The organism is Amycolatopsis sp. NBC_00355 (assembly GCF_036104975.1).
Classification (GTDB): domain Bacteria; phylum Actinomycetota; class Actinomycetes; order Mycobacteriales; family Pseudonocardiaceae; genus Amycolatopsis.
Map to the genome: position 1 here is coordinate 7052073 of NZ_CP107982.1, position 18967 is coordinate 7071039.

At 70.6% G+C, this 18967-nt stretch carries 20 protein-coding genes; 13 read left to right on the forward strand and 7 right to left on the reverse strand.

Features of this window, described 5'->3' with window-relative positions; genetic code table 11:
• The first annotated feature begins 7 nt into the window (after positions 1–7).
• From OHS18_RS32110 to OHS18_RS32125, 4 genes are read left to right on the forward strand one after another with little or no spacing between them, the layout of a single operon-like run.
• Positions 8–826, forward strand: a complete 819-nt coding sequence (locus OHS18_RS32110; protein WP_328446302.1) for a WXG100 family type VII secretion target — start codon at positions 8–10, stop codon at positions 824–826.
• On the forward strand, positions 826–2157 hold the full coding sequence (locus tag OHS18_RS32115) for a hypothetical protein (RefSeq protein WP_328613402.1): 1332 nt from the start codon (positions 826–828) through the stop codon (positions 2155–2157). Before OHS18_RS32110 ends, OHS18_RS32115 begins: the two co-directional genes overlap by 1 nt.
• Positions 2150–2563 (forward strand): hypothetical protein, encoded by a 414-nt coding sequence (locus OHS18_RS32120; protein WP_328446299.1) that lies wholly within the window; start codon positions 2150–2152, stop codon positions 2561–2563. The genes OHS18_RS32115 and OHS18_RS32120 overlap by 8 nt, the downstream gene beginning before the upstream one ends.
• A complete protein-coding gene (locus OHS18_RS32125) occupies positions 2553–3518 on the forward strand; it encodes a hypothetical protein (RefSeq protein ID WP_328613403.1) in 966 nt (321 codons plus the stop codon). Before OHS18_RS32120 ends, OHS18_RS32125 begins: the two co-directional genes overlap by 11 nt.
• Here OHS18_RS32125 and glfT1 read toward each other — a convergent pair.
• The 3 genes from glfT1 to wzm are packed head-to-tail and all read right to left on the reverse strand — an operon-like array spanning position 3512 to position 6192.
• Positions 3512–4420 (reverse strand): galactofuranosyltransferase GlfT1, encoded by a 909-nt coding sequence (gene glfT1 / locus OHS18_RS32130; RefSeq protein ID WP_328613404.1) that lies wholly within the window; start codon positions 4418–4420, stop codon positions 3512–3514. The two genes, OHS18_RS32125 and glfT1, sit on opposite strands and share 7 nt — an antisense overlap.
• Positions 4420–5235, reverse strand: coding sequence for a galactan export ABC transporter ATP-binding subunit Wzt/RfbE (gene wzt / locus OHS18_RS32135; RefSeq protein ID WP_247059962.1), 816 nt, complete (start codon positions 5233–5235; stop codon positions 4420–4422). The genes glfT1 and wzt overlap by 1 nt, the downstream gene beginning before the upstream one ends.
• A gap of 3 nt (positions 5236–5238) precedes the next feature.
• A complete protein-coding gene (wzm, locus tag OHS18_RS32140) occupies positions 5239–6192 on the reverse strand; it encodes a galactan export ABC transporter permease subunit Wzm/RfbD (protein ID WP_328446293.1) in 954 nt (317 codons plus the stop codon).
• A gap of 143 nt (positions 6193–6335) precedes the next feature.
• On the opposite strand from wzm, the gene OHS18_RS32145 reads away from it, so the two are divergent.
• Genes OHS18_RS32145 through pseI form a run of 4 tightly spaced genes read left to right on the forward strand, consistent with a single transcriptional unit; the run spans position 6336 to position 8980 of the window.
• Positions 6336–6962, forward strand: a complete 627-nt coding sequence (locus OHS18_RS32145) for a glycosyltransferase family 29 protein (protein ID WP_328618613.1) — start codon at positions 6336–6338, stop codon at positions 6960–6962.
• A 35-nt stretch (positions 6963–6997) separates the two neighbouring features.
• Positions 6998–7453: a hypothetical protein gene (locus OHS18_RS32150; RefSeq protein ID WP_328446291.1), complete on the forward strand. Its 456-nt coding sequence runs from the start codon at positions 6998–7000 to the stop codon at positions 7451–7453.
• Position 7454: 1 nt separating this feature from the next.
• Positions 7455–7904: a GNAT family N-acetyltransferase gene (locus OHS18_RS32155; protein WP_328613405.1), complete on the forward strand. Its 450-nt coding sequence runs from the start codon at positions 7455–7457 to the stop codon at positions 7902–7904.
• Between the two features lie 26 nt (positions 7905–7930).
• A complete protein-coding gene (gene pseI, locus OHS18_RS32160) occupies positions 7931–8980 on the forward strand; it encodes a pseudaminic acid synthase (protein WP_328613406.1) in 1050 nt (349 codons plus the stop codon).
• Here pseI and pseC read toward each other — a convergent pair.
• Positions 8977–10149 carry a UDP-4-amino-4,6-dideoxy-N-acetyl-beta-L-altrosamine transaminase gene (gene pseC, locus OHS18_RS32165; RefSeq protein ID WP_328613407.1) on the reverse strand — a complete coding sequence of 391 codons (1173 nt, stop codon included), beginning with the start codon at positions 10147–10149 and terminating at the stop codon, positions 8977–8979. The genes pseI and pseC overlap by 4 nt on opposite strands.
• Positions 10142–11125 carry a UDP-N-acetylglucosamine 4,6-dehydratase (inverting) gene (gene pseB, locus OHS18_RS32170; RefSeq protein ID WP_328446283.1) on the reverse strand — a complete coding sequence of 328 codons (984 nt, stop codon included), beginning with the start codon at positions 11123–11125 and terminating at the stop codon, positions 10142–10144. Before pseB ends, pseC begins: the two co-directional genes overlap by 8 nt.
• A gap of 49 nt (positions 11126–11174) precedes the next feature.
• Here pseB and OHS18_RS32175 point away from each other — a divergent pair, with 49 nt between their 5' ends.
• From OHS18_RS32175 to OHS18_RS32185, 3 genes are read left to right on the forward strand one after another with little or no spacing between them, the layout of a single operon-like run.
• The gene (locus OHS18_RS32175; RefSeq protein ID WP_328613408.1) at positions 11175–11912 is read left to right on the forward strand and encodes a glycosyltransferase family protein; all 738 of its coding nucleotides are present in this window, start codon (positions 11175–11177) and stop codon (positions 11910–11912) included.
• A complete protein-coding gene (locus OHS18_RS32180) occupies positions 11909–12865 on the forward strand; it encodes a spore coat protein (protein ID WP_328613409.1) in 957 nt (318 codons plus the stop codon). The genes OHS18_RS32175 and OHS18_RS32180 overlap by 4 nt, the downstream gene beginning before the upstream one ends.
• A gap of 42 nt (positions 12866–12907) precedes the next feature.
• Positions 12908–14047, forward strand: coding sequence for an epoxide hydrolase family protein (locus tag OHS18_RS32185; RefSeq protein WP_328613410.1), 1140 nt, complete (start codon positions 12908–12910; stop codon positions 14045–14047).
• A 374-nt stretch (positions 14048–14421) separates the two neighbouring features.
• Here OHS18_RS32185 and OHS18_RS32190 read toward each other — a convergent pair whose 3' ends face one another.
• Positions 14422–15006: a bacterial proteasome activator family protein gene (locus OHS18_RS32190; protein ID WP_328446275.1), complete on the reverse strand. Its 585-nt coding sequence runs from the start codon at positions 15004–15006 to the stop codon at positions 14422–14424.
• Positions 15007–15140: 134 nt separating this feature from the next.
• On the opposite strand from OHS18_RS32190, the gene OHS18_RS32195 reads away from it, so the two are divergent.
• On the forward strand, positions 15141–16340 hold the full coding sequence (locus tag OHS18_RS32195) for a cysteine desulfurase-like protein (RefSeq protein WP_328446273.1): 1200 nt from the start codon (positions 15141–15143) through the stop codon (positions 16338–16340).
• Here the strand turns inward: OHS18_RS32195 and OHS18_RS32200 are convergent.
• A complete protein-coding gene (locus tag OHS18_RS32200; protein WP_328446271.1) occupies positions 16337–17314 on the reverse strand; it encodes an NAD(P)H-quinone oxidoreductase in 978 nt (325 codons plus the stop codon). The genes OHS18_RS32195 and OHS18_RS32200 overlap by 4 nt on opposite strands.
• Positions 17315–17396: 82 nt before the next feature.
• Between OHS18_RS32200 and OHS18_RS32205 the strand changes: the two genes are divergently transcribed.
• On the forward strand, positions 17397–18938 hold the full coding sequence (locus OHS18_RS32205) for a M28 family metallopeptidase (RefSeq protein ID WP_328613411.1): 1542 nt from the start codon (positions 17397–17399) through the stop codon (positions 18936–18938).
• The last annotated feature ends 29 nt before the right edge of the window (positions 18939–18967 follow it).

Consider the following 18967-nt stretch of genomic DNA (forward strand, 5'->3'; position numbering starts at 1 on the left):
TTCGGACATGACCACCGCCACTTCCGGGGCCGGCGTCTTCGACACCTACGCCGGGCTCGTCGACTCCGTGACCGCCGACTCGGAGTCCGAGGGCCAACGCGTCCTCGACGTCTCCATCAGCGCGGCCGGCGCGGTCGTCGACACCGTCGGTGCCGCCATCGACCCGCTCGGCGCCGTCCTCAACGCCGGCGTCGGGTGGCTGCTGGAGCACATCAGCTTCCTGCGCGAGCCGTTGGACGCCCTGCTCGGCAACCCCGACGAGATCAACGCGAACGTCGACCAGCTCAAGTCCGCCGCGGCCGAGATGCACACGCTCGCCCAGGAACACCGGGACGACCTGCGCAGCGTCGCCGAATGGACCGGCCAGGCCGCCGACGCCTACCGCGACAGCCTCACGAAGATGGCCGAGGAGCTGGAGTCGCTCGGCAAGACGCTCGACGGGACGGCCGCGGTGGCCGGTATCTCCGGCATGCTCGTCACGACGTTGCGCGGCATCGTCTTCGGGCTGATCTCGTCGGTGATCGCCGAGCTGATCCGGGACGCGCTGATCGCGGCCGCCTCGGCGGTGTGCACCTTCGGCGGCTCGATCGCCGCGTTCTGCGGGGTCGCGTCGGCCCGCGCCGCGGCGACCGCGTCGAAGATCGCCGGCAAGATCAGCAAGCTCCTCGAGGGCTTCGCGCGCCAAGGCGGCCGACTGGCCAAGCTCCTCGAAGCCATGGAGAAGCTCACCAAGGGCCTGGACCGGTTCTCCACGGTCGGCGGGCTCGCGATGGGCGCGTACCAGGCCGCCAAGCCGTACGAGACCCAGCAGCCGGCGGAGGCGTGATGGCGACCCACCACACCAGCACCCCGCACCACACGAGCACGCCTCACCACACTCCGGACGTCTCGCCGGCGCACCACGAGACGTCGAGCCCGCACCCCACCGAGCCGCGTCCGACGACGGGTGGTGGCGGCCACGGCGGCGGGTACGCCCTGCACACGGAGTCCCTGGGCACCATGGAAGGCCACCTCGGCCGGACCAAGGACAAGGTGCACGCGGTCGGCCGGACCGTCTCCGGCGCGAACTTCGGTGCCCAGTCCATGGGCCTGGTCGGCTCCACCATGACCGGCACGCTCAACACCACCGTCTCGGCGGCCAAGGAGCACGTCACCCGCGCGGGCAAGGCGGTCGAGGACGCCGGCACCCGCACCAAGGCGGTCCGCGAGCACTACCAGACCACCGAGGCGAACGCCGCCGACACGATGACCGCGGCGGGCAAGCACGTCGACGCGCCCACGGAGAAGACCGCGGCGAGCGGTTCGGGCGGCGGCGGAACCCCACCGCCCGGTGCGAACCCGCCCCGCCCACCGGACGACCCCGGCGGCATGCACAACAACCGGGGCCACCACGCCACCGACGACGAGCTGCGCGGCCAGTACACCCGCGACTCGATGCAGACCCGCCCGACGTCCACGGACGACCAGATCCGCGCCACCGCAAGCAGGTTGGGCTACGACCCGGACCGGCACCTGGCGATGACGCTGCAGCCGACGGCGGACCTGACCCCGGCCCAGCGTGCGGAGATCGTCGCGGTGCGCAACGAGCTGAAGGCCAATCCGGGCGAGCTCATGACGAAGGTCGTGAAGCCGGAGATCGGCGAGGCCACGCTCGCCAACCAGACCACATATGTCGACCTCCACTCCGGGGCGACCGAGACCAATTACCCCACCTCAGTGGCCGGGTCGATCGCCCGCGGCAGCGACAGTGCGCAGTACGGGACTCCTCAGGAATTCCGGGACAGGCTCGCACTCGACGACAAAGGGGCCGGGTGGACCCCGATCAAGGCGGGCGCCGGTGAGGCTTACCAGCTGCGCTTCCCCGCGTTGGACGAAAGCAAGGCCATGGAGATCAGCTACGGCGGCACGGATCCGGTGACGGCCCACGAGATGCAATCGCTGTCCGGACAGCAGGGACCTCGTGAGCTGAAGCCGCCGTTCCTCGGAACCGGCTACACCGGCGGCGGTGTGCCGGAGTGGATGCACACCCCACGCGGCTACGCGGGGCGTGGTGAGATGTGGCTGGTGCACGCGGACGGGACGGAATCCCTGGCCGGTGTCTATCTGGAGAAGCGCGGTTGGTTCGACGTTCGCGGTCGAGGAGGATCCGGTGCCTGACAGTTATGCCGTGCACCAGGGCAGGACGTATGAGGCCTCCGGTCGGCCGCCCGGCCGGCTGGCGCTCTACGAAGGTGATGCCCAGGTGGCCGAGGTGCCGATCGCGGACCTCGACGAGTGGTACTCGGTCCGCATCTGGGGCACCTTCCTCGAGCACGAGTTCGAGGTGGTGGACGAGCGCGACGGTTGCTACTCGCTGTTCTACATGGCCGGCGACGGTCAGTGGGCGGCACGAGTCTGGGCCGAGCCGGAAGCTCACCCGGACGTGCAGTTCCAACGGCAGGACATGTACACGTTCATCGCGGTCACGCCGAAAGACAAGGTAGCCGACATCCACGAGGTCCGTACGGACCTCCTCGGACCGTGGCGGAAAGAGCAGGAAGAGCGTGAATCCCGTGAGTCCTGACGCTCCCGCCGGTCTCGCGGGCGGCACCGTCGTCCAGCTGCCGGTCAAGCCCGGGCTCGTCGGGCTCTACCTGGGGAACGTCATCGTCCCCGGACGCTTCGAACCCCACCGCGTCCAGGGCTTCGCCGGGCGCGCCGAGGACGTCGCCGAGCTCGACACCGCCGCCATGGTCCGGAACTACGGGCTCGCGAAGATCCCCGGCTGGGGGCCGCTCGACGAGCTGTACCTGCTCAAGTTCCAGGCCGGCCACACCTTTCCGTTCCGCACGTCCTACGGTGCTTCGGACCGGGAGATCGCGGCCGAGCTGGGGGTGGCGCGGGTGTATCCGCCGCCGTTCCTCGGGACCGGGTACTTCCCCGGCGTCGACCACCCGTTGCCGGAGTACGTGCTGCGGCTCATCGAACTCCCCGTCGGCGCGGAACTGGTCGTACGCACGGCGGAAGGTGAGACCCGGCTCGGGCAGTACCACAGCCGGAAGGTCGGCTGGATCCCGGAACAGAAGGATGCCTTCGGCGAAGCCACGTTCTTCCCGCCGCCGGTGTCGTTGCCGCCGCTGGTGCGGCGCGGGTACACCGCCCGCTACCGCGGGGGCGACTTCGACGCCGAGTTCGCCGGACCGGCCCGGGTCGTGCTGCACCCGTTGCCGGGCGCTCCGGCGCCGGCCGACTTCGGGGAGACCTACGGCTTCCGGATGAAGGCCGTCGACCAGGTCGAGCTGGACGAGCTCACGTTCGTCCGGACGCTGTGCCGCTGGCGCGGCGGCACCTTCGAGGTCCTCGGCCGGACCCGGGACGCCGCCGACCTGATCCTCGTCGACGAGGACTTCCTGACCGCGCGCGACCTCGGTCTGGCCGAAGTGGACTACCGGGTGTGGCGGCAGACCGTGCCCGCCGCCGAACTCACCGACGTCCGGGTCGAAGCCGTTCCGGTGCCGCTGGAAGGGCAGTTTCAGTAGCGGTAGAACTTCTCCGCCCGGCCCTGGCGGACCAGCTTCAGCCACGCCAGGAACGCCTTCGGGTCGCGCTTCACGCCCACGAAGTACAGGCCGAAGCGGAGCACCTCCAGCGCGCCGATCTTGCGCATTCCCGGCTGGGACAACAGGTAGCCGCGGTTGCGGTACGTGTAATACCGCTTGACCTCGTTCTCCGGGTCCTGCGCGTGGAACTTGCCGCCCAGCATCGGCTTGAACTCGTCCGAGCCGTCCGGGTGCAGGTACTTCGTCTTCAGGGACGTGCCGAACGGCAGGCCCGAGCGCGCGAGCCGCCGGTGCAGCTCGACCTCGTCGCCGCGGAAGAACAGGCGGAGGTCCGGCACGCCGACGACGTCCAAAGTGGACGCCCGGAACAGGGCGCCGTTCATCAGGGACGCGATGCCCGGGAGGAAGTCGACGCCCAGCTCGGACTGCGACCGCTTCCACGTCAGGCCGCGGCGCAGCGGGAACGCGAGCTTCTCCGGGGCGTCGATGTTCGACACCACCGGGGAAATCTCGGCCAGGCCGCGCTTTTCCGCTTCCTCCAGCAGGATCGCCAGTACGTTCTCGTCGGCCGGGCGGCCGTCGTCGTCGGCCAGCCAGACCCACTCCGCGCCCAGCGAGAGCGCGTGCAGCATGCCCAGCGCGAACCCGCCGGCGCCACCGAGGTTCCGGTGCGACGGCAGGTACGTGTGGGGCAGCGGGTAGTTCTCGACGACCTCGCGGGCCGAGTTGTCCGGCCCGTTGTCGACGACGACCAGGTGGTCGACCGGGCGGGTCTGGGCCGCGATGACCTTCAGCGAGTCCGCGAGCAGCTCGCGCCGGTGCCGCGTGACGACGACGCCGACGACCGCGCCTTCGGGCAGCTGCTGGGTCTCGCTGGCCATCATTCCCCGCCGTTCGTCGTCGCCACCGGCTCGATGCCCAGGCGCTGCAGCGTTTCCTGGCTCATGTCCATGAACGGGTCTCGGCCCTTGTACCCGGTGAGGACGTCCCGCAGCGAACCCTGCTGCTTGAGGTGCCCCTCGTCCATCCAGAGGGCCGAGTCGCACAGCTCGAAGAGGAACTCGTCCGAGTGGCTGGCGAACACCAGGATGCCCGAGCGCTTCACCAGGTCCTTGAGGCGGTCGCGCGCCTTGTTGAGGAACGCCGCGTCGACCGCGCCGATGCCCTCGTCGAGGATCAGGATCTCCGGGTCGATCGAGGTGACGACGCCGAGCGCGAGCCGCACGCGCATACCCGTGGAGTACGTCCGCAGCGGCATCTGCAGGTAGTCGCCGAGCTCGGTGAACTCGGCGATGTCGTCGACCCGCTTCTCCATCTCCTTGGCCGTCATCCCGAGGAAGAGGCCGCGGATGATGATGTTCTCCTCGCCGGAGATCTCCGGGTCCATGCCGATGCCGAGGTCGAAGACCGGCGCGATCTTGCCGGTGATCCGCGACGAGCCGCGGGTGGGCTCGTAGATCCCGGCGAGCAGCCGCAGCAGCGTGGACTTGCCGGCGCCGTTGTGGCCGACCAGCCCGACCCGGTCGCCCTCGCGGAGGTTGAGGGTCACGTCGTGGAGGGCCTCGATGATCGGCACCTTGGTGTCGGTGCCGATCTTGCCGCCGACCTTGCCGAGGACGCGTTTCTTCATCGACCGGGTCTTCGCGTCGAAGATCGGGAAGTCGACGAAAGCGTTCTGAACGTCAATGGAGACCATGTGTCACACCCAGTAGGAGACGCGGGCACGGTAATTGCGCATCGCGACGAGCGCGAGCGCCCAGCCGACGATGGTGATGGAGCCGACCACGATCCAGTTGCCCGCCGTGAACGACTGGCCGAGCAGCGGCGCGCGGACCACCTGCATGAAGTGGTACAGCGGGTTCAGCTGGATGATCGGCAGCACCCACGAGATGCTCGCGCGAGCCCCGCCGCCGAGCAGCTGGTCGACCGGCCACACGATCGGCGTGCCGTAGAACAGCAGCTGGATCAGCGAGTTGATGACCTGCGGGATGTCGCGGAAGCGGGTGGAGATGATGCCCAGCAGCAGGGTCACCCAGCCCGCGTTCAGCGCCAGCAGGAGGAAACCGGGGATCGCGAGCAGGATGTTCCAGCTCAGGCCCGGGTGGCAGTACAGGTCCGCGTGGCAGAGGCCGTCCGGGGAGCCCAGCGAATACGGGTTGTCCAGCGCGCCGAAGAAGATCACGAGGATCACGACGTAGACGATCATGTTGTGCGCGAGCAGCAGCGTCTGCCGCCACACCGTGCGCAGCATGTAGACGCTCAGCGGCGCCGGGAGCTGCTTGATCATCCCCTCGTTGGCGATGAACGTCTCCATGCCCTCGGCCAGGCAGCCGCTGATGAAGCCCCAGAGGATGAAGCCGGTGCTCAGGTAGGGCAGGAACACCTCGATGGGCGAGTGGAACAGCTGCGAGTACAGCAGCCCGAGCCCGAGCGCGATGACCGCCTGGCTGATCGTGATCCAGAAGGGCCCGATCACCGAGCGGCGGTAGCGCTGCTTGATGTCCTGCCAGCCGAGGTGACCCCACAGCTCGCGGGCGGAGAAACCGGCCTGGATGTCGGCGAAGGCGCGCGAGAACGTCTTACTGTCCGACCTCGGCGGTGCCGACGTCGCTACGGGTGAGTCTGCGGCCTGAACCGTGCTGGTGGCATGCACGTGGACGAGGGTACCGATGGGATGAGCGGCGTCCTGGCCACCCCGTCGCTGTGGTAGACGTTCTGGCCGCTATGCGCCTGCCCGGCTGCTGCGTGCTGGTACTTTCTCGGCTTATGACTGCTGCTCTCGGCGCGGCGAGCTTGATGGTCACCCTGCTCGCGGCCTACGCCGACCGGCCCGACCCGCGTTCGGTGGCCGTCGTCGGCAACCAGCCGCTCCCTCCCGACCCCCAGCGGGCCAAGGCGATCGACGCTTGCGACCTGGTCATCCGGGTCAACGGCTTCGTCGTCGACAAGCCCGGTGAAGAGGTCGTGGGCTCCCGGACGCACGTGGTGGTGTTCAACCGCGCGATCCGCGCGACGCCGTACGTCTTCCAGGACTACCGCAAGCGGCTCTACCTGCTGGTCGAGCCCGGCCGGATGCACTGGGAGCCCGAGGACCTGCCGGGCTGGTGGCCCGAAGACCTGGGCGCGGTCCAGGTGCCGAACCGCGAGGTCGTGCTGCCCCTTTCGGACGCCCTGGGCCTGCCCACGCGCGACGAGCCGACGTGGTCGACCACCGGCACCCTGGCGGCCTGGATCGCGCGGACGTCGTTCCCGGGCGCGCAGCTCGTGCTCACCGGGTTCTCGTTCATCGACAACCCGGAGCAGACGTCGTGGGAGCACGCCGCGGGCGACTCCTGCATCGTGGGCCCGGAGCACCAGATCGCCGCCGAAGGGCGGCTGCTGGACTCCTGGACCAAGACCGGCGACACCACCCTCCTGCGCTGACGCGCGTCCCCACCCCACGTACGTAAGGAACACCCATGGCAGTGCAGAAACTCGGCAGAGGCCTGATCGACCGGATCGTCCGCGTCGTCGACTTCCGCGTGGACGAGCGCACCCGCGGGCTCGCCGACCGCGTCAACAACCTCGAGCACGCGACCGCCGACCACCGGCGCCGGCTCGACAACGCCGAGCACAACCTCGACCAGGCCCGCGGCGATCTGGGCTGGGCCCGCGCCGAGCTGGACCGGCTGATCCCGCACGTCGCCGCCCAGGAAGGCCGGCTGGAGACGCTGCGCGAGTCGATTTCCCTGGTCCCGAACACCGATACCCCGCAGCTCGCCGAGGCCCGCACGCTGATCGAGGAGATCCAGCGCCAGCACGCGCAGATCCGCGCCCGGCTGGCCGGCATCTCCCGCTACGAAGACCGGCTGCGCCGCCTCGAGGACCGCGTCGAGGACCAGGTCGAGCAGCAGCAGCAGCCGGTCGCGCCGTAACTTGCGCGCGCGGGAGGCCACCGAGGCGGACGCCGAGCTGCTGCTGAGCTGGCGCAACGACCCGCGCACGCGGCGGTCGTCCCGGTCGACGGCGGAGGTCCCCCTGGCCGAGCACACCGCGTGGCTGCGCGGTGTGCTGGCGGACGGGGAGCGGCTGCTGCTCGTCGTGGAGCACGACGACGCCCCGGTCGGCACCGTCCGGTTCGACCGGCGTGCCGACAGCTGGGAGGTCAGCATCACGCTCGCCCCGGCGAGCCGCGGCCGCGGGCTGTCCGGGGCGGTGCTCGCCGAGGGGGAGCGGGCGCTGCGCGAGCGGCTCGACGTCCGGGTCGTGCTGGCCGCCGTCCACCAGGACAACACCGCCTCGGCGAAGCTCTTCGAGCACGCCGGGTACGCCGAAGCCGCGCCTGCCGTCAGCGGCTTCCGGCAGCTGCGCAAGACTCTGAGCTGACCCGCAGTCCACCCCGGGGAGGCACCATGCACGACATCCGGTTCGGCGCGCACCAGATCGGTCCGGGCCACCCGCCGTTCGTGATCGCCGAGATGTCCGGCAACCACAACGGCGACCTCGACCGGGCGCTGGCCATCGTCGACGCCATCGCCGAAACCGGCGCGCACGCGGTCAAGCTGCAGACCTACCGCCCGGACACGATCACGATCGACGTCGACACCCCGGCGTTCCGGATCGGCGATTCGCATTCCCTGTGGGGCGGCGAAAATCTGTACAAACTGTACGAAAAGGCCCACACGCCGTGGGAGTGGCACGCGCCGATCTTCGAGCGCGCCCGTGCGAAGGGCCTGGAGATCTTCTCCAGCCCGTTCGACCCGACCGCGGTCGAGCTGCTGGAGTCGCTGGACGCGCCGGCGTACAAGATCGCGTCGTCCGAGATCGTCGACCTGCCGCTCATCGACCTCTGCGCCCGCACCGGCAAGCCGCTGGTCATCTCGACCGGCATGGCGAACGTCGCCGAGATCGACGCCGCCGTCCGCACCGCCCGCGCGGCGGGCAACGACCAGCTGATCGTGCTCGGCTGCACGGCGAGCTACCCGGCGTCGCCGCGGGAGAGCAACCTGCGTGGCCTGCCGTTGCTGGCGGGCCTGACGCAGACGCTGGTGGGGCTGTCGGACCACACGCCGGGCATCGGCGCGCCGGTCGCGGCTGTCGCGCTGGGCGCGGTGGCCATCGAGAAGCACGTCACGCTCGCCCGTGCGGACGGCGGCGTCGACTCGGAGTTCTCCCTGGAGCCGCTGGAACTGGCGGGGCTGGTGACCGAGACGCACCGGGCGTGGGAAGCGCTGGGCGAGCCCGTGCTGGGCCCGCGCGAGAGCGAGAAGGAAGGCCTGCGGCTGCGCCGGTCCCTCTACGTCGTCGAAGACGTCCGGGCCGGGGACGAGGTGACGACGGCGAACGTGCGGTCGATCCGGCCCGCCGGCGGACTGGCCCCGGCCGAGATCACGGCCGTGGCAGGGCGCACCTTCCGCGTCGACGCCGCGAAGGGGACGCCCCTGACCTGGGACCTCGTCTAGAAGAAGTCGCGCACGGCGTCGACGACGCGGTCGACGTCGGCGTCGGTCAGCGACGGGAACAGCGGCAGCGAGAGCTCCTGCTCGTAGTACGCCTCGGCGTTCGGGCAGAGCCCGCGCCGGTAGCCGAGGTCCTCGAACACCGGGTGCCAGTACGCCGGGATGTAGTTGACCTGGACGCCGATCCCGACGCCGCGCAGGTGCTCGAACAGCGCCTTGCGCCGGCCTTCCAGCACCCGCAGCGGGTAGAGGTGCCACACGGGATCGGCGCCCGGGCGGCTCGGCGGGGTCGCGACGCCGCCGACGTCCGCGAACGCCGCGCTGTAGCGGGCGTGGATCTCGGCGCGGCGCTTCTTGAACTCGCCGAGCCGGGTGAGCTGGCTGCTGCCGAGCGCGCAGAGGACGTCCGGCAGGCGGTAGTTCAGCCCGAACTCGTGGACTTCCTGGTGCCAGGCGCCTTCGTCCGGGTAGCGCTGCTCGGCGCGGTCGCGGACCAGGCCGTGGTTGCGGAACTTCCGGGCGCGGTCCAGCAGGTGCGCGTCCGGGGTGACGACCGCGCCGCCCTCGGCGGTGGTGAGGTTCTTGGTCGGGAAGAACGAGAACGTCGTCAGGTCGGCGATCGAGCCCACGGCGCGTCCTTGCCACGCGCCGCCGACGGAGTGCGCCGCGTCTTCGAGCAGCAGGGCGCCGGCGTCGTGCGCGAGCTTGCCGAGGGCGTCCAGCTCCGCGGGGTGACCCGCGTAGTCGACCGCGGCGACGACCTTCGTGCGCTCGGTCACCGCGGCGGCGGCCGCTTCGACCGAAAGGTTCCCGGTGTCCGCTTCGACGTCGGCGAAGACGACCTTGGCGCCGAACAGCGCCGCGGTGGCGGCGGTCGCGACGAACGTCATCGGGCTCGTGACGACCTCGTCACCCGGCTTGATGTCGGCCGCCGCGTACGCGACGTGCAACGCGGCGGTTCCCGACGTCACGGCGACCGCCGGGGTGCCGCCGGTGTGCGCCGCCAGGTCCGTCTCGAACTGCTGGACGGCGGGCCCGGTGGTCAGCCAATCGCCGCGCAGCACCGCGACGACCGCCTCGATGTCCGCGTCACTGATCGACTGGCGGCCGTACGGGAGAAACGGCTCAGCCGACGCACTCTTTCCCGCGGAGGCTGCATCGGACTCAGCCATACTGCTCGACCAGTTCGCGCAGCTCCTGCGCGTCCAGCCACAGGTCGTTCGTGTCGGAGCGGTAGGCGAACCCGTCGGGCATCGGCTTGCCGTCCGCCGGCGACTCGTAACCCCAGCCCGCGAGGTGCGGCTGGACGACGTAGCGGTCGGCCAGCTGGACCGTCCGGCGCGCGTCGTCCGGCGCGATCATCTCCTCGTGCAGCTTCTCGCCGGGCCGGATGCCGACCTCGTGCATCTCGCTGCCCGGCGCGATCGCCTGCGCCAGGTCGACCAGCCGCATGCTCGGGATCCGCGGCACGTACAGCTCACCGCCGCGCATCTGGTCGAACGAGTCGACGACGAACCGCACGGCCTGCGGGAGCGTGATCCAGAAGCGGGTCATCTCCTTGTGCGTGATCGGCAGCGACTCGCCCTGCTCGGCGAGCTTGCGGAAGAACGGGATGACGCTGCCGCGCGAGCCCATCACGTTGCCGTAGCGGACCACGGAGAAGCGGGTCACGTGTGCGGCCGCGTAGTGGTTGCCGCTGATGAACATCCGGTCGGCGCACAGTTTCGTGGCGCCGTAGAGGTTGATCGGGCTGGACGCCTTGTCCGTCGACAGCGCGACGACCTTCTTGACGCCCGTGTCGATCGCGGCCTCGATCACGTTCTGCGAGCCCATGACGTTGGTCTGGACGAACTCGAACGGGTTGTACTCACCGGTGTCGACCTGCTTGAGCGCGGCGGCGTGCACGACGTAGTCGACGCCGTGCATGGCGCGCTCGAGCCGGCGCCGGTCGCGGACGTCGCCGATGAACCAGCGCAGCCGCGGGTCGTCGTTGAACAACTGCCGGGCTTCGTACTGCTTGAGCTCGTCGCGGGAGAGCACGACCAGCCGGCTCGGGTTCAGTTCGGCGAGGGCGTGCGCGATGAACGCCTTGCCGAAGGAACCGGTCCCGCCCGTGAGCAGGATGCTGGAGCCATCCAGCTCGGACATCGTTGACCTCCGCGTTCGGGGTTGGGTGCCGTCGGACATCATGTCACCCATGCGTGCAGTGCCCGGGGTCAACGCCGTCATCCAGGCCCGGTCGACGTCGACCCGGCTGCCCGGCAAGGTGCTGCGCCCGCTCGCCGGCCGCAGCGTGCTGGGCTGGGTCGTCCGGGCCGCGGCGGCCGCTCCCGGCGTGGACCAGGTGATCGTCGCGACCTCGTCGGACGCTTCGGACGACGACGTCGCCGCCGAGGCCGCGCGGTGCGGCGCTTCGGTGGTCCGAGGCCCCTTGGACGACGTCCTCGCGCGGTTCGGGCTGGCCCTCCGGGAACACCCGGCCGACGCCGTGATCAGGCTCACCGCGGACTGCCCGCTGCTGGACCCGTCGCTGATCGGCCAGCTGGCGACGCTCTGGCGCGCCCAGCCGTCGCTCGACTACGTCAGCACGACCCTCGTCCGGACCCTGCCGCGCGGGTTCGACGCCGAGCTGGTGCGCGCTTCCGTTCTGGCGGAACAGATTTCTACCGCGACCGGAGCGGACCGGGAGCACGTGACCTCGGGCGTCTATTCGCAGCCTGCGCGCTATTCGTGCACCGGGATCGTGGTGAGCCCGGCGGCCGGCGACCTGCGGGTGACGTTGGACACCGCTGAGGACTGGGCGCTTCTGGAGGCGGTGGTGGCCGAGCTGGGCGATCGCGTCGGCGACTGGCGGTCCGTGGTCGCGCTGCTGCGGTCGCGGCCGGACCTGGTGGCGCTGAACGCCGAGGTCGAGCAGAAGAAGGTCGGGCGGTGAAGCTGCTCCTGCGGGCGGACTCGTCGGCGTCGATCGGCGCCGGCCACATCGCGCGGGTGGTCGCCTACGCCGAGCGCGCGGTGGCGCGGGGCTGGCAGGTCTCCTTCGCCGGGAGCACGGCGAACGCCGAATGGCTCGCGACGCGGTTCGACGAGCTGGGGGTGGCGCGGGCCGGGACTCCGGACCCGTCCGGGTTCGACGCGGTGGGGTTCGACGCGGTGGTCGTCGACCACTACGGCCTCGGTGACCTGCGCGAAGAGGTCAACGCGGCCGGGGCGAAGCTCGTCTCGATCGAGGACGACGTGTTCGGCCGCCGGCCCGCCGACGTCGTCGTCGACTCGGGGTTCGCGCCCGGGCCGCGGCCGGACGACGGCTCGGACGTCCTGCTGCGCGGAATCGCCTACGCACCGCTGCGGGACGTCGTCCTGCGCACGCACCGGGTATCCGCCGCGCCGCCGCTGCACGTCACGGTGGTCCTCGGTGGCGGCGCCGAGTGGACGAAGACGATCGAGCTGCTGCTTCGCGCCCTTCGCGACACGGAGCTGCCGTTCGTGGCGGACGTGCTGGTACGGGGTGAGCCCGCGCTGCCCGCGTTGCGGCCGGACCAGTCGATCCGGGTCGCGGCGCCGAGCCCGGCGTTGCCGGAGCTGCTCGCGACCACCGACGTCGCCGTCAGCGCGGCCGGGGTCACGTTCGTGGAGCTGTGCTGCCTCGGCGTCCCGACGGCGGCCGTGCAGCTGGTGGCCAACCAGGAGGCCGGCTACCGGGCCGCGCTGGACTTGGGTCTCGCGGCCGGGCTGGGCCACGCGGATTCGCTCGCCTCGCGGCTGCCGGAGGTGACGGCGGTGCTGCGCGAACTGCTCTCCGACGCCGAGCTCCGCCGGACGCTGTCCGCGACGGCATCGTCCACAGTGGATGGTCGCGGCGTGGATCGGGTCCTCGATTTTCTCTGATCGAGGACCGTCCCTGTCCGCGATCGTTCCTAGGGTCGTGGCATGACGATCACCCCGTTCCGCATCGACGTCCCGCAGTCCGACCTGGACGACCTCCGCGCGCGGCTCGCGAACACCCGCTGGCCCGACCAGCCCGCCGGCACGGGGTGGCGGCTGGGCGCGCCGGTCGACTACGTGCGTGAGCTGGCGGAGTACTGGCGGCTGGGCTTCGACTGGCGGGCGCAGGAAGCGCGGCTCAACGGCTTCCCGCAGTTCACTACGACCATCGACGGCACGAACGTGCACTTCCTGCACGTGGTGTCGCCGGAGCCGGACGCGACGCCGGTGCTGCTCACGCACGGCTGGCCGGGCTCGATCGTCGAATTCCTCGACGTCATCGGGCCGTTGACGGACCCACGGGCCTACGGCGGCGACCCCGCGGACGCGCTGAACGTGGTGGTGCCGTCGATCCCGGGTTACGGCTTCTCCGGCCCGACGCCGACGCCGGACTGGGGCCCGGACCGCGTCGCGCGGGCGTTCGCGGAACTGATGACCCGCCTGGGTTACGAGGAGTTCGGCGCCCACGGCGGCGACTGGGGCGCGATCATCTCGCGCGAACTGGCGGTCCAGTTCCCCGCGCGGGTCCTGGGGATCCACGTGACGATGCTGCCGTTCGCGGTGGCCCGGAGCGAAGCGGACCTGGAAGGCCTGCCGGACGTCGCGGCGGGCCGGCGTTCGCTGGAGAAGGGGCAGCGGTTTTCTTACACGGGCACGGGTTACGCGATGATCCAGTCGACGAAGCCGCAGACCCTGGCGTACGGCCTGCACGACTCCCCGGCGGGCCAGCTGGCGTGGATCGCGGAGAAGTTCCGCTCGTTTTCGAACACCACGGAAGACCTCATCGACCGCGACGACCTCCTGACGGACGTCTCGATCTACTGGTTCACGGAGACGGCCAACTCCTCGGCGCGGCTGTACGCGGCGCTGACGGGGGCGTGGGGCGCACCGCCGCCGCCGAACACGGTCCCGACGGGCGTGGGCGTATTCCCGAACGACATCGGCCTGCCGATCCGGGCCCTGGCGGAGCGCACGGACAAGATCGTCCACTGGACGGAGTTCCCGAGCGGCGGCCACTTCCCGGCACTGGAGGAACCGGACGCCCTGATCGGCGACATCCGCAGGTTCTTCCGCGGCTTGCGCTGAGCCGGCCGACCAGCGCCCCCCGCCCTCCCCAGGGGGGCGTCCCCACGTCCAGTCTATCGGCACCCCCGGGCCGGACCCCTCGGAAAGCGGGTTGTCCACAGGAGTTGTCCACAAGACGGCAAGCCTGTGGACAACCTGCTCCGAGCCGAGCCGAGCCGAGCCGAGCCGAGCCGAGCCGAGCCGAGCGTCGAGACGGAGACCCAGCACCCCAGGGGAGACCCAGAAATGCCGTGAAGGCCCCCTTGAGGGACATAGAGTCCCTCAAGGGGGCCTTCACGGCATTCGACCACCCGGCGCCAGACAACAGCCACACCGCGGACCTCAAGACCCGGCATCGGCCACAAGACCTGGGCGAGAGCCTTAACGGACAAACTTCAGAGGTACTGCCCGGTCCCCGAAATCCCCGGCCCGTGCCCCTCGAGCCCCGGCCCGCCGATGCCACCGACGCCGCCGGCCGAGGGACCCGCGGGCAGTCCCCGGCGCATCTGCTCCAGCTGGACCCGTGCCGCCATCTGCTGGGCGAACAGCGCGGTCTGTATTCCGCTGAACAACCCCTCCAGCCAGCCCACCAGCTGCGCCTGCGCGATCCGCAGCTCCGCGTCCGACGGCGTCGAGTCGTCGGTGAACGGGTGGACCAGGCGCTCCAGCTCGTCGCGCAGCTCCGGTGCGAGCGAGTTCGACAGCTCCTTCACCGACGTCTGGTGGATCTCGCGCACGCGGGTCCGGGAGGCGTCGTCGAGCGGGGCCGCGCGGACCTCCTCCAGGAGCTGCTTGATCATCGTGCCGATCCGCATCACCTTGGCCGGCTCTTCGATGAGCTCGCCCACCGCCTCGGCGTGCTCCGCGCCTTCGAGCGGCTCGCCGTCCGGTCCTACTACCACCACGTGGGGTGAAGATTCGTGGCCGGCGTCACCCGCTGTGCCCGATTCCCGGAAGTTCGGCTCGGTCATGTGCTCCATCCTGGCTTGCCTTCAACACGCTCCGCGACACCCGAGGGGTGTCCGTCTCCGAGCGTAGCCGCAATCGGCGTTCCCGGTGGCTCTCCACCCAACCCCGGACGCACGGCGAAACCGCACGTCCGTACGGTGTCCCCATGGCGTTCGACGTCGCTCGTATCCGTGGGCTCTTTCCCGCGCTGGGTGACGGCTGGATCCACTTCGACGGCGCCGCCGGAATGCTGGTCCCGGAACAGGTCGCTTCGGCCGTTTCGACGGCGATGCGCGCCCCGGTGTCGGGGCCGGGTGGAGCGTTTCCGGCCTCACAGCGCGCGGACAGCATCGTGACCGCGGCCCGCAGGGCCGTGGCCGACCTGGTCGGTGCCGACCCGGCCGCCGTCGTGCTCGGACCCAGTTCGCCGGTGATGCTGCGCCGCCTCTGTGACGCGCTCGCCGAACGCTGGACGATCGGCGACGAGGTCGTCGTCTCCCGGCTCGACGAACAGGCCAACCTCGCGCCGTGGCAGCGCGCCGCGAAGCGCGTCGGCGCGGTCGTGCGCTGGGGCGAGATCGACATCGAGACCTGTGAGCTGCCCGCGTGGCAGTACGAGCAGCTCGTCTCGGCGCGCACGAAGGCCGTCGCGGTCACGCTCGCGTCGGGCTCGGTCGGCACCCGCCCGGACGTGCCGACGATCATCGAGTTCGCCAAGCGCGTCGGCGCGCTCGTCGTCGTCGACGCCACGTACGCCGCGCCGTTCCTGCCCCTGGACATCAACGCTCTCGGCGCCGACGTCATGGTCGTGTCCGCGCAGGCCTGGGGCGGCCCTTCGGTGGGCGCGCTGGTGTTCCGCGACCCCGAACTGATCGAACGCATCCCGTCCGTCTCGCTCGACCCCGGCGCGCGCGGCGCGGCCCGGCTCGAGTTGGGTCCGCACGCCTACCCGCTGCTGGCCGGGTTGATCGCGTCGATCGACTACCTCGCGGGCCTCGACGACGCGGCCTCCGGGTCGCGGCGCGAACGCCTCGTCACCTCGCTCGGCTCGGCGAAGTCGTACCACGCCGGGCTGCTCGCGCAGCTGTCCACCGAGCTGCTGTCGCTGCGGCACATCATGGTCATCGGCAACGCCATGCGCCGGATCCCCGCGCTCGCCTTCGCCGTCGCCGGCAAGAAGTCGCCGGAAGTCGCCGAATACCTGGCCTCACAAGGGTTGTGTGCGTTCGCCGACGACGGAGCGGCCGGCGTCTTCGCGTCCCTCGGCGTCGGAGAAGTGGGCGGCGCCGTGCGGATCGGGCTCGCCCACTACTCCAACGTCTTCGAGATCAACCAGCTCGTGCGGGTGCTCGAAGAGCTGCGCTAGGACTTCGCGGTCAGCAGGATCTTCCCGAACACGCTGCCCTCTTCCATGGCGCGGTGCGCGGACGCGGCTTCGGACATCGGGATGACCTGGCCGATGATCGGCTTGACGGCGCCTTCGGAAACCAGCGGCCACAAGCGTTCCCGGACGTCGGCGACGATCGCCGCCTTCTGGTCCAGGGGCCGGAACCGCAGCCCCGCGGCGAACACTTCGGCGCGCTTCCCGAGCATGGCGCCGACGTTCAGCTCGCCCTTCACCCCGCCCTGCATGCCGATGATCACGAGCCGCCCGTCGGACTTGAGGACGTCGACGTTGCGGCCGAGGTAGGACGCGCCCATGTTGTCGAGGATGACGTCCGCGCCGCCGGTCTCCTTGCGGAGCACCTCGACGAAGTCCTCGTCCTTGTAGTTGATCGTGATGTCGGCGCCGAGCTGGCGGCAGCTTTCGAGCCGCTCGGCCGAGCCCGCGGTGACGGCGACGGTCGCGCCGAGCGCCTTGCCGACCTGGATCGCGTGCGTGCCGATGCCGCCGGCGCCGCCGTGGACCAGCAGTACCTCGCCCTCGGTGAGCTTCGCGTGCATCACGACGTTCGCCCACACGGTGCAGGCCACCTCGGGCAGCCCGGCCGCGGTGATGACGTCCACCTCACCCGGCACCGGCAGCAGCTGCCCGGCCGGGACGACGACCTTCTGCGCGTAACCGCCGCCGGCGAGCAGCGCGCAGACCTCGTCGCCGACGTTCCACCCTTCGACGTCCGGACCGAGCTCGGCGATCGTGCCGGAGCACTCCAGGCCGATCGTCTCGCTGGCGCCGGGCGGCGGGGGATAGTGCCCCTGCCGCTGCAGCAGGTCGGCGCGGTTGACCGCGCTCGCCGCGACGTCGAGGAGGACTTCGCCGGGTCCGGGCCGCGGATCCGCGATCTCCGTCCACTCGAGGACGTCCGGGTCACCTGGTTCACGGATGGTGATCGCGTACATGTGTCGACCGTATACCGGTGGGTGAGAGTCCCGCCGAATGACGCATTGACGTACCTCTCATATCGCACAAAAGTGAGCAACCATGTCACTCTTCCGAAAGAGATTCGTCCCGCCGGTGGCCCTGGCCGCCTGCGCGACACTCGCGCTCGGCCTCACCCCGGCCGCCGCCGCGACCACGGTCCCCGACGGCCCTGCCCTGGCGAAACAGCTCGTCAAGAAGGTCGACATCAACGGCGTCAACCGCCACCTGATCGCCCTGCAGCGCATCGCCGACGCTAACGGCGGGAACCGGGCGGCGAGCACCGACGGCCACAAGAAGTCCGCCGAGTACATCGCCACCAAGCTCGAGGCGGCCGGCTTCCAGGTGACCCGTCAGGAGTTCCCCTTCACCTTCTCGCAAACGCTGGCCGAGAAGCTGACCGCCGGCGGCGCGAACGTGCCCGTCATCGCGATGGAGTACACCCCGTCGACGCCGGTCGGCGGCATCACCGCGCCCCTCTCGGTCGTCGCGGTCGACGACACCAGCGGCTGCGAGGCGACCGACTACACCGCCGACGTCGCGGGGAAGATCGCGCTGATCAAGCGCGGCGGCTGCTCGTTCGCGCAGAAGCAGGCGACAGCCGCGGCGGCCGGCGCGATCGGCGCCATCGTCTACAACAACACCGACGGCGACCTGAACGGGACGCTCGGGGACCCGGCCGGCGCGAAGATCCCGACCGGCGGCGTGACCGCGGCCGCGGGCGCGCAGCTGGCGACCCTGGGCGGCCAGTTCGTGACACTGGAGCTGCGGGCCTTCCAGGAGGCGCGGACCAGCTACAACGTCATCGCCGAGACCAAGTCCGGGCGCAAGGACAACGTCGTGATGCTCGGGTCGCACCTCGACAGCGTCCCGGCCGGCCCCGGCATCAACGACAACGGCACCGGCTCGGCGACCCTGCTCGAGACGGCGCTGCAGCTGGGGAGCAGCCCGAAGGTCAACAACGCCGTCCGCTTCGGCTTCTGGAGCGCGGAGGAGTTCGGCCTGATCGGCTCGACCTACTACGTCGACTCGCTGAGCTTCGAGCAGCAGCTCGACATCGCGCTGTACCTGAACTTCGACATGATCGGCTCGCCGAACGCCGGGTACTTCGCCTACGACGGTGACAACTCCGACGGTGTCGGCGCGGGCCCCGGCCCGTACGGCTCGGCGCAGATCGAGAAGACCTTCGTCGACTACCTGCAGGCCGCGCGGGGCGTGTCCCTCGAAGGCACCGACTTCACCGGCCGTTCGGACTACGGCGAGTTCATCGCCGTCGGCATCCCGGCCGGCGGCCTGGACACCGGCGCCGAGGTCCTGAAGACCCCGGCGCAGGCGGCGAAGTGGGGCGGCACGGCCGGCATCGCGTTCGACCCGTGTTACCACCAGGCCTGCGACAACCTGGGCAACATCGACCGGGTCGCGCTGGACCGCAACGCGGACGGCGTCGCCTGGTCCCTCGGCGTCTACGCGACGAGCACCGAGAGCATCAACGGCGTCAAGCCGGGCAAGGCCAAGAACGTCAAGCAGAAGGCCGCCGAACGCAGCGGGCAGCGGAACTTCTCCGCGCACGCTGTCGCCGGCGACCCGCACGCGCTGACTTCCTGAGGACAGACAGAAGGGGCCGTCCCGAACTC

What these genes read in the sequence shown, in the direction of transcription:
- OHS18_RS32195 (WP_328446273.1), top strand. Translation starts at nt 15,141, where the DNA reads ATGGCGTTCGACGTCGCTCGTATCCGTGGGCTCTTTCCCGCGCTGGGT.
- wzt (WP_247059962.1), bottom strand. Translation starts at nt 5,235, where the DNA reads ATGGTCTCCATTGACGTTCAGAACGCTTTCGTCGACTTCCCGATCTTC.
- OHS18_RS32115 (WP_328613402.1), top strand. Translation starts at nt 826, where the DNA reads ATGGCGACCCACCACACCAGCACCCCGCACCACACGAGCACGCCTCAC.
- pseC (WP_328613407.1), bottom strand. Translation starts at nt 10,149, where the DNA reads ATGGCTGAGTCCGATGCAGCCTCCGCGGGAAAGAGTGCGTCGGCTGAG.
- OHS18_RS32200 (WP_328446271.1), bottom strand. Translation starts at nt 17,314, where the DNA reads ATGTACGCGATCACCATCCGTGAACCAGGTGACCCGGACGTCCTCGAG.
- OHS18_RS32145 (WP_328618613.1), top strand. Translation starts at nt 6,336, where the DNA reads ATGGTCACCCTGCTCGCGGCCTACGCCGACCGGCCCGACCCGCGTTCG.
- OHS18_RS32205 (WP_328613411.1), top strand. Translation starts at nt 17,397, where the DNA reads ATGTCACTCTTCCGAAAGAGATTCGTCCCGCCGGTGGCCCTGGCCGCC.
- OHS18_RS32175 (WP_328613408.1), top strand. Translation starts at nt 11,175, where the DNA reads ATGCGTGCAGTGCCCGGGGTCAACGCCGTCATCCAGGCCCGGTCGACG.
- OHS18_RS32190 (WP_328446275.1), bottom strand. Translation starts at nt 15,006, where the DNA reads ATGGAGCACATGACCGAGCCGAACTTCCGGGAATCGGGCACAGCGGGT.
- pseI (WP_328613406.1), top strand. Translation starts at nt 7,931, where the DNA reads ATGCACGACATCCGGTTCGGCGCGCACCAGATCGGTCCGGGCCACCCG.
- pseB (WP_328446283.1), bottom strand. Translation starts at nt 11,125, where the DNA reads ATGTCCGAGCTGGATGGCTCCAGCATCCTGCTCACGGGCGGGACCGGT.
- OHS18_RS32150 (WP_328446291.1), top strand. Translation starts at nt 6,998, where the DNA reads ATGGCAGTGCAGAAACTCGGCAGAGGCCTGATCGACCGGATCGTCCGC.
- OHS18_RS32185 (WP_328613410.1), top strand. Translation starts at nt 12,908, where the DNA reads ATGACGATCACCCCGTTCCGCATCGACGTCCCGCAGTCCGACCTGGAC.
- OHS18_RS32110 (WP_328446302.1), top strand. Translation starts at nt 8, where the DNA reads ATGACCACCGCCACTTCCGGGGCCGGCGTCTTCGACACCTACGCCGGG.
- glfT1 (WP_328613404.1), bottom strand. Translation starts at nt 4,420, where the DNA reads ATGGCCAGCGAGACCCAGCAGCTGCCCGAAGGCGCGGTCGTCGGCGTC.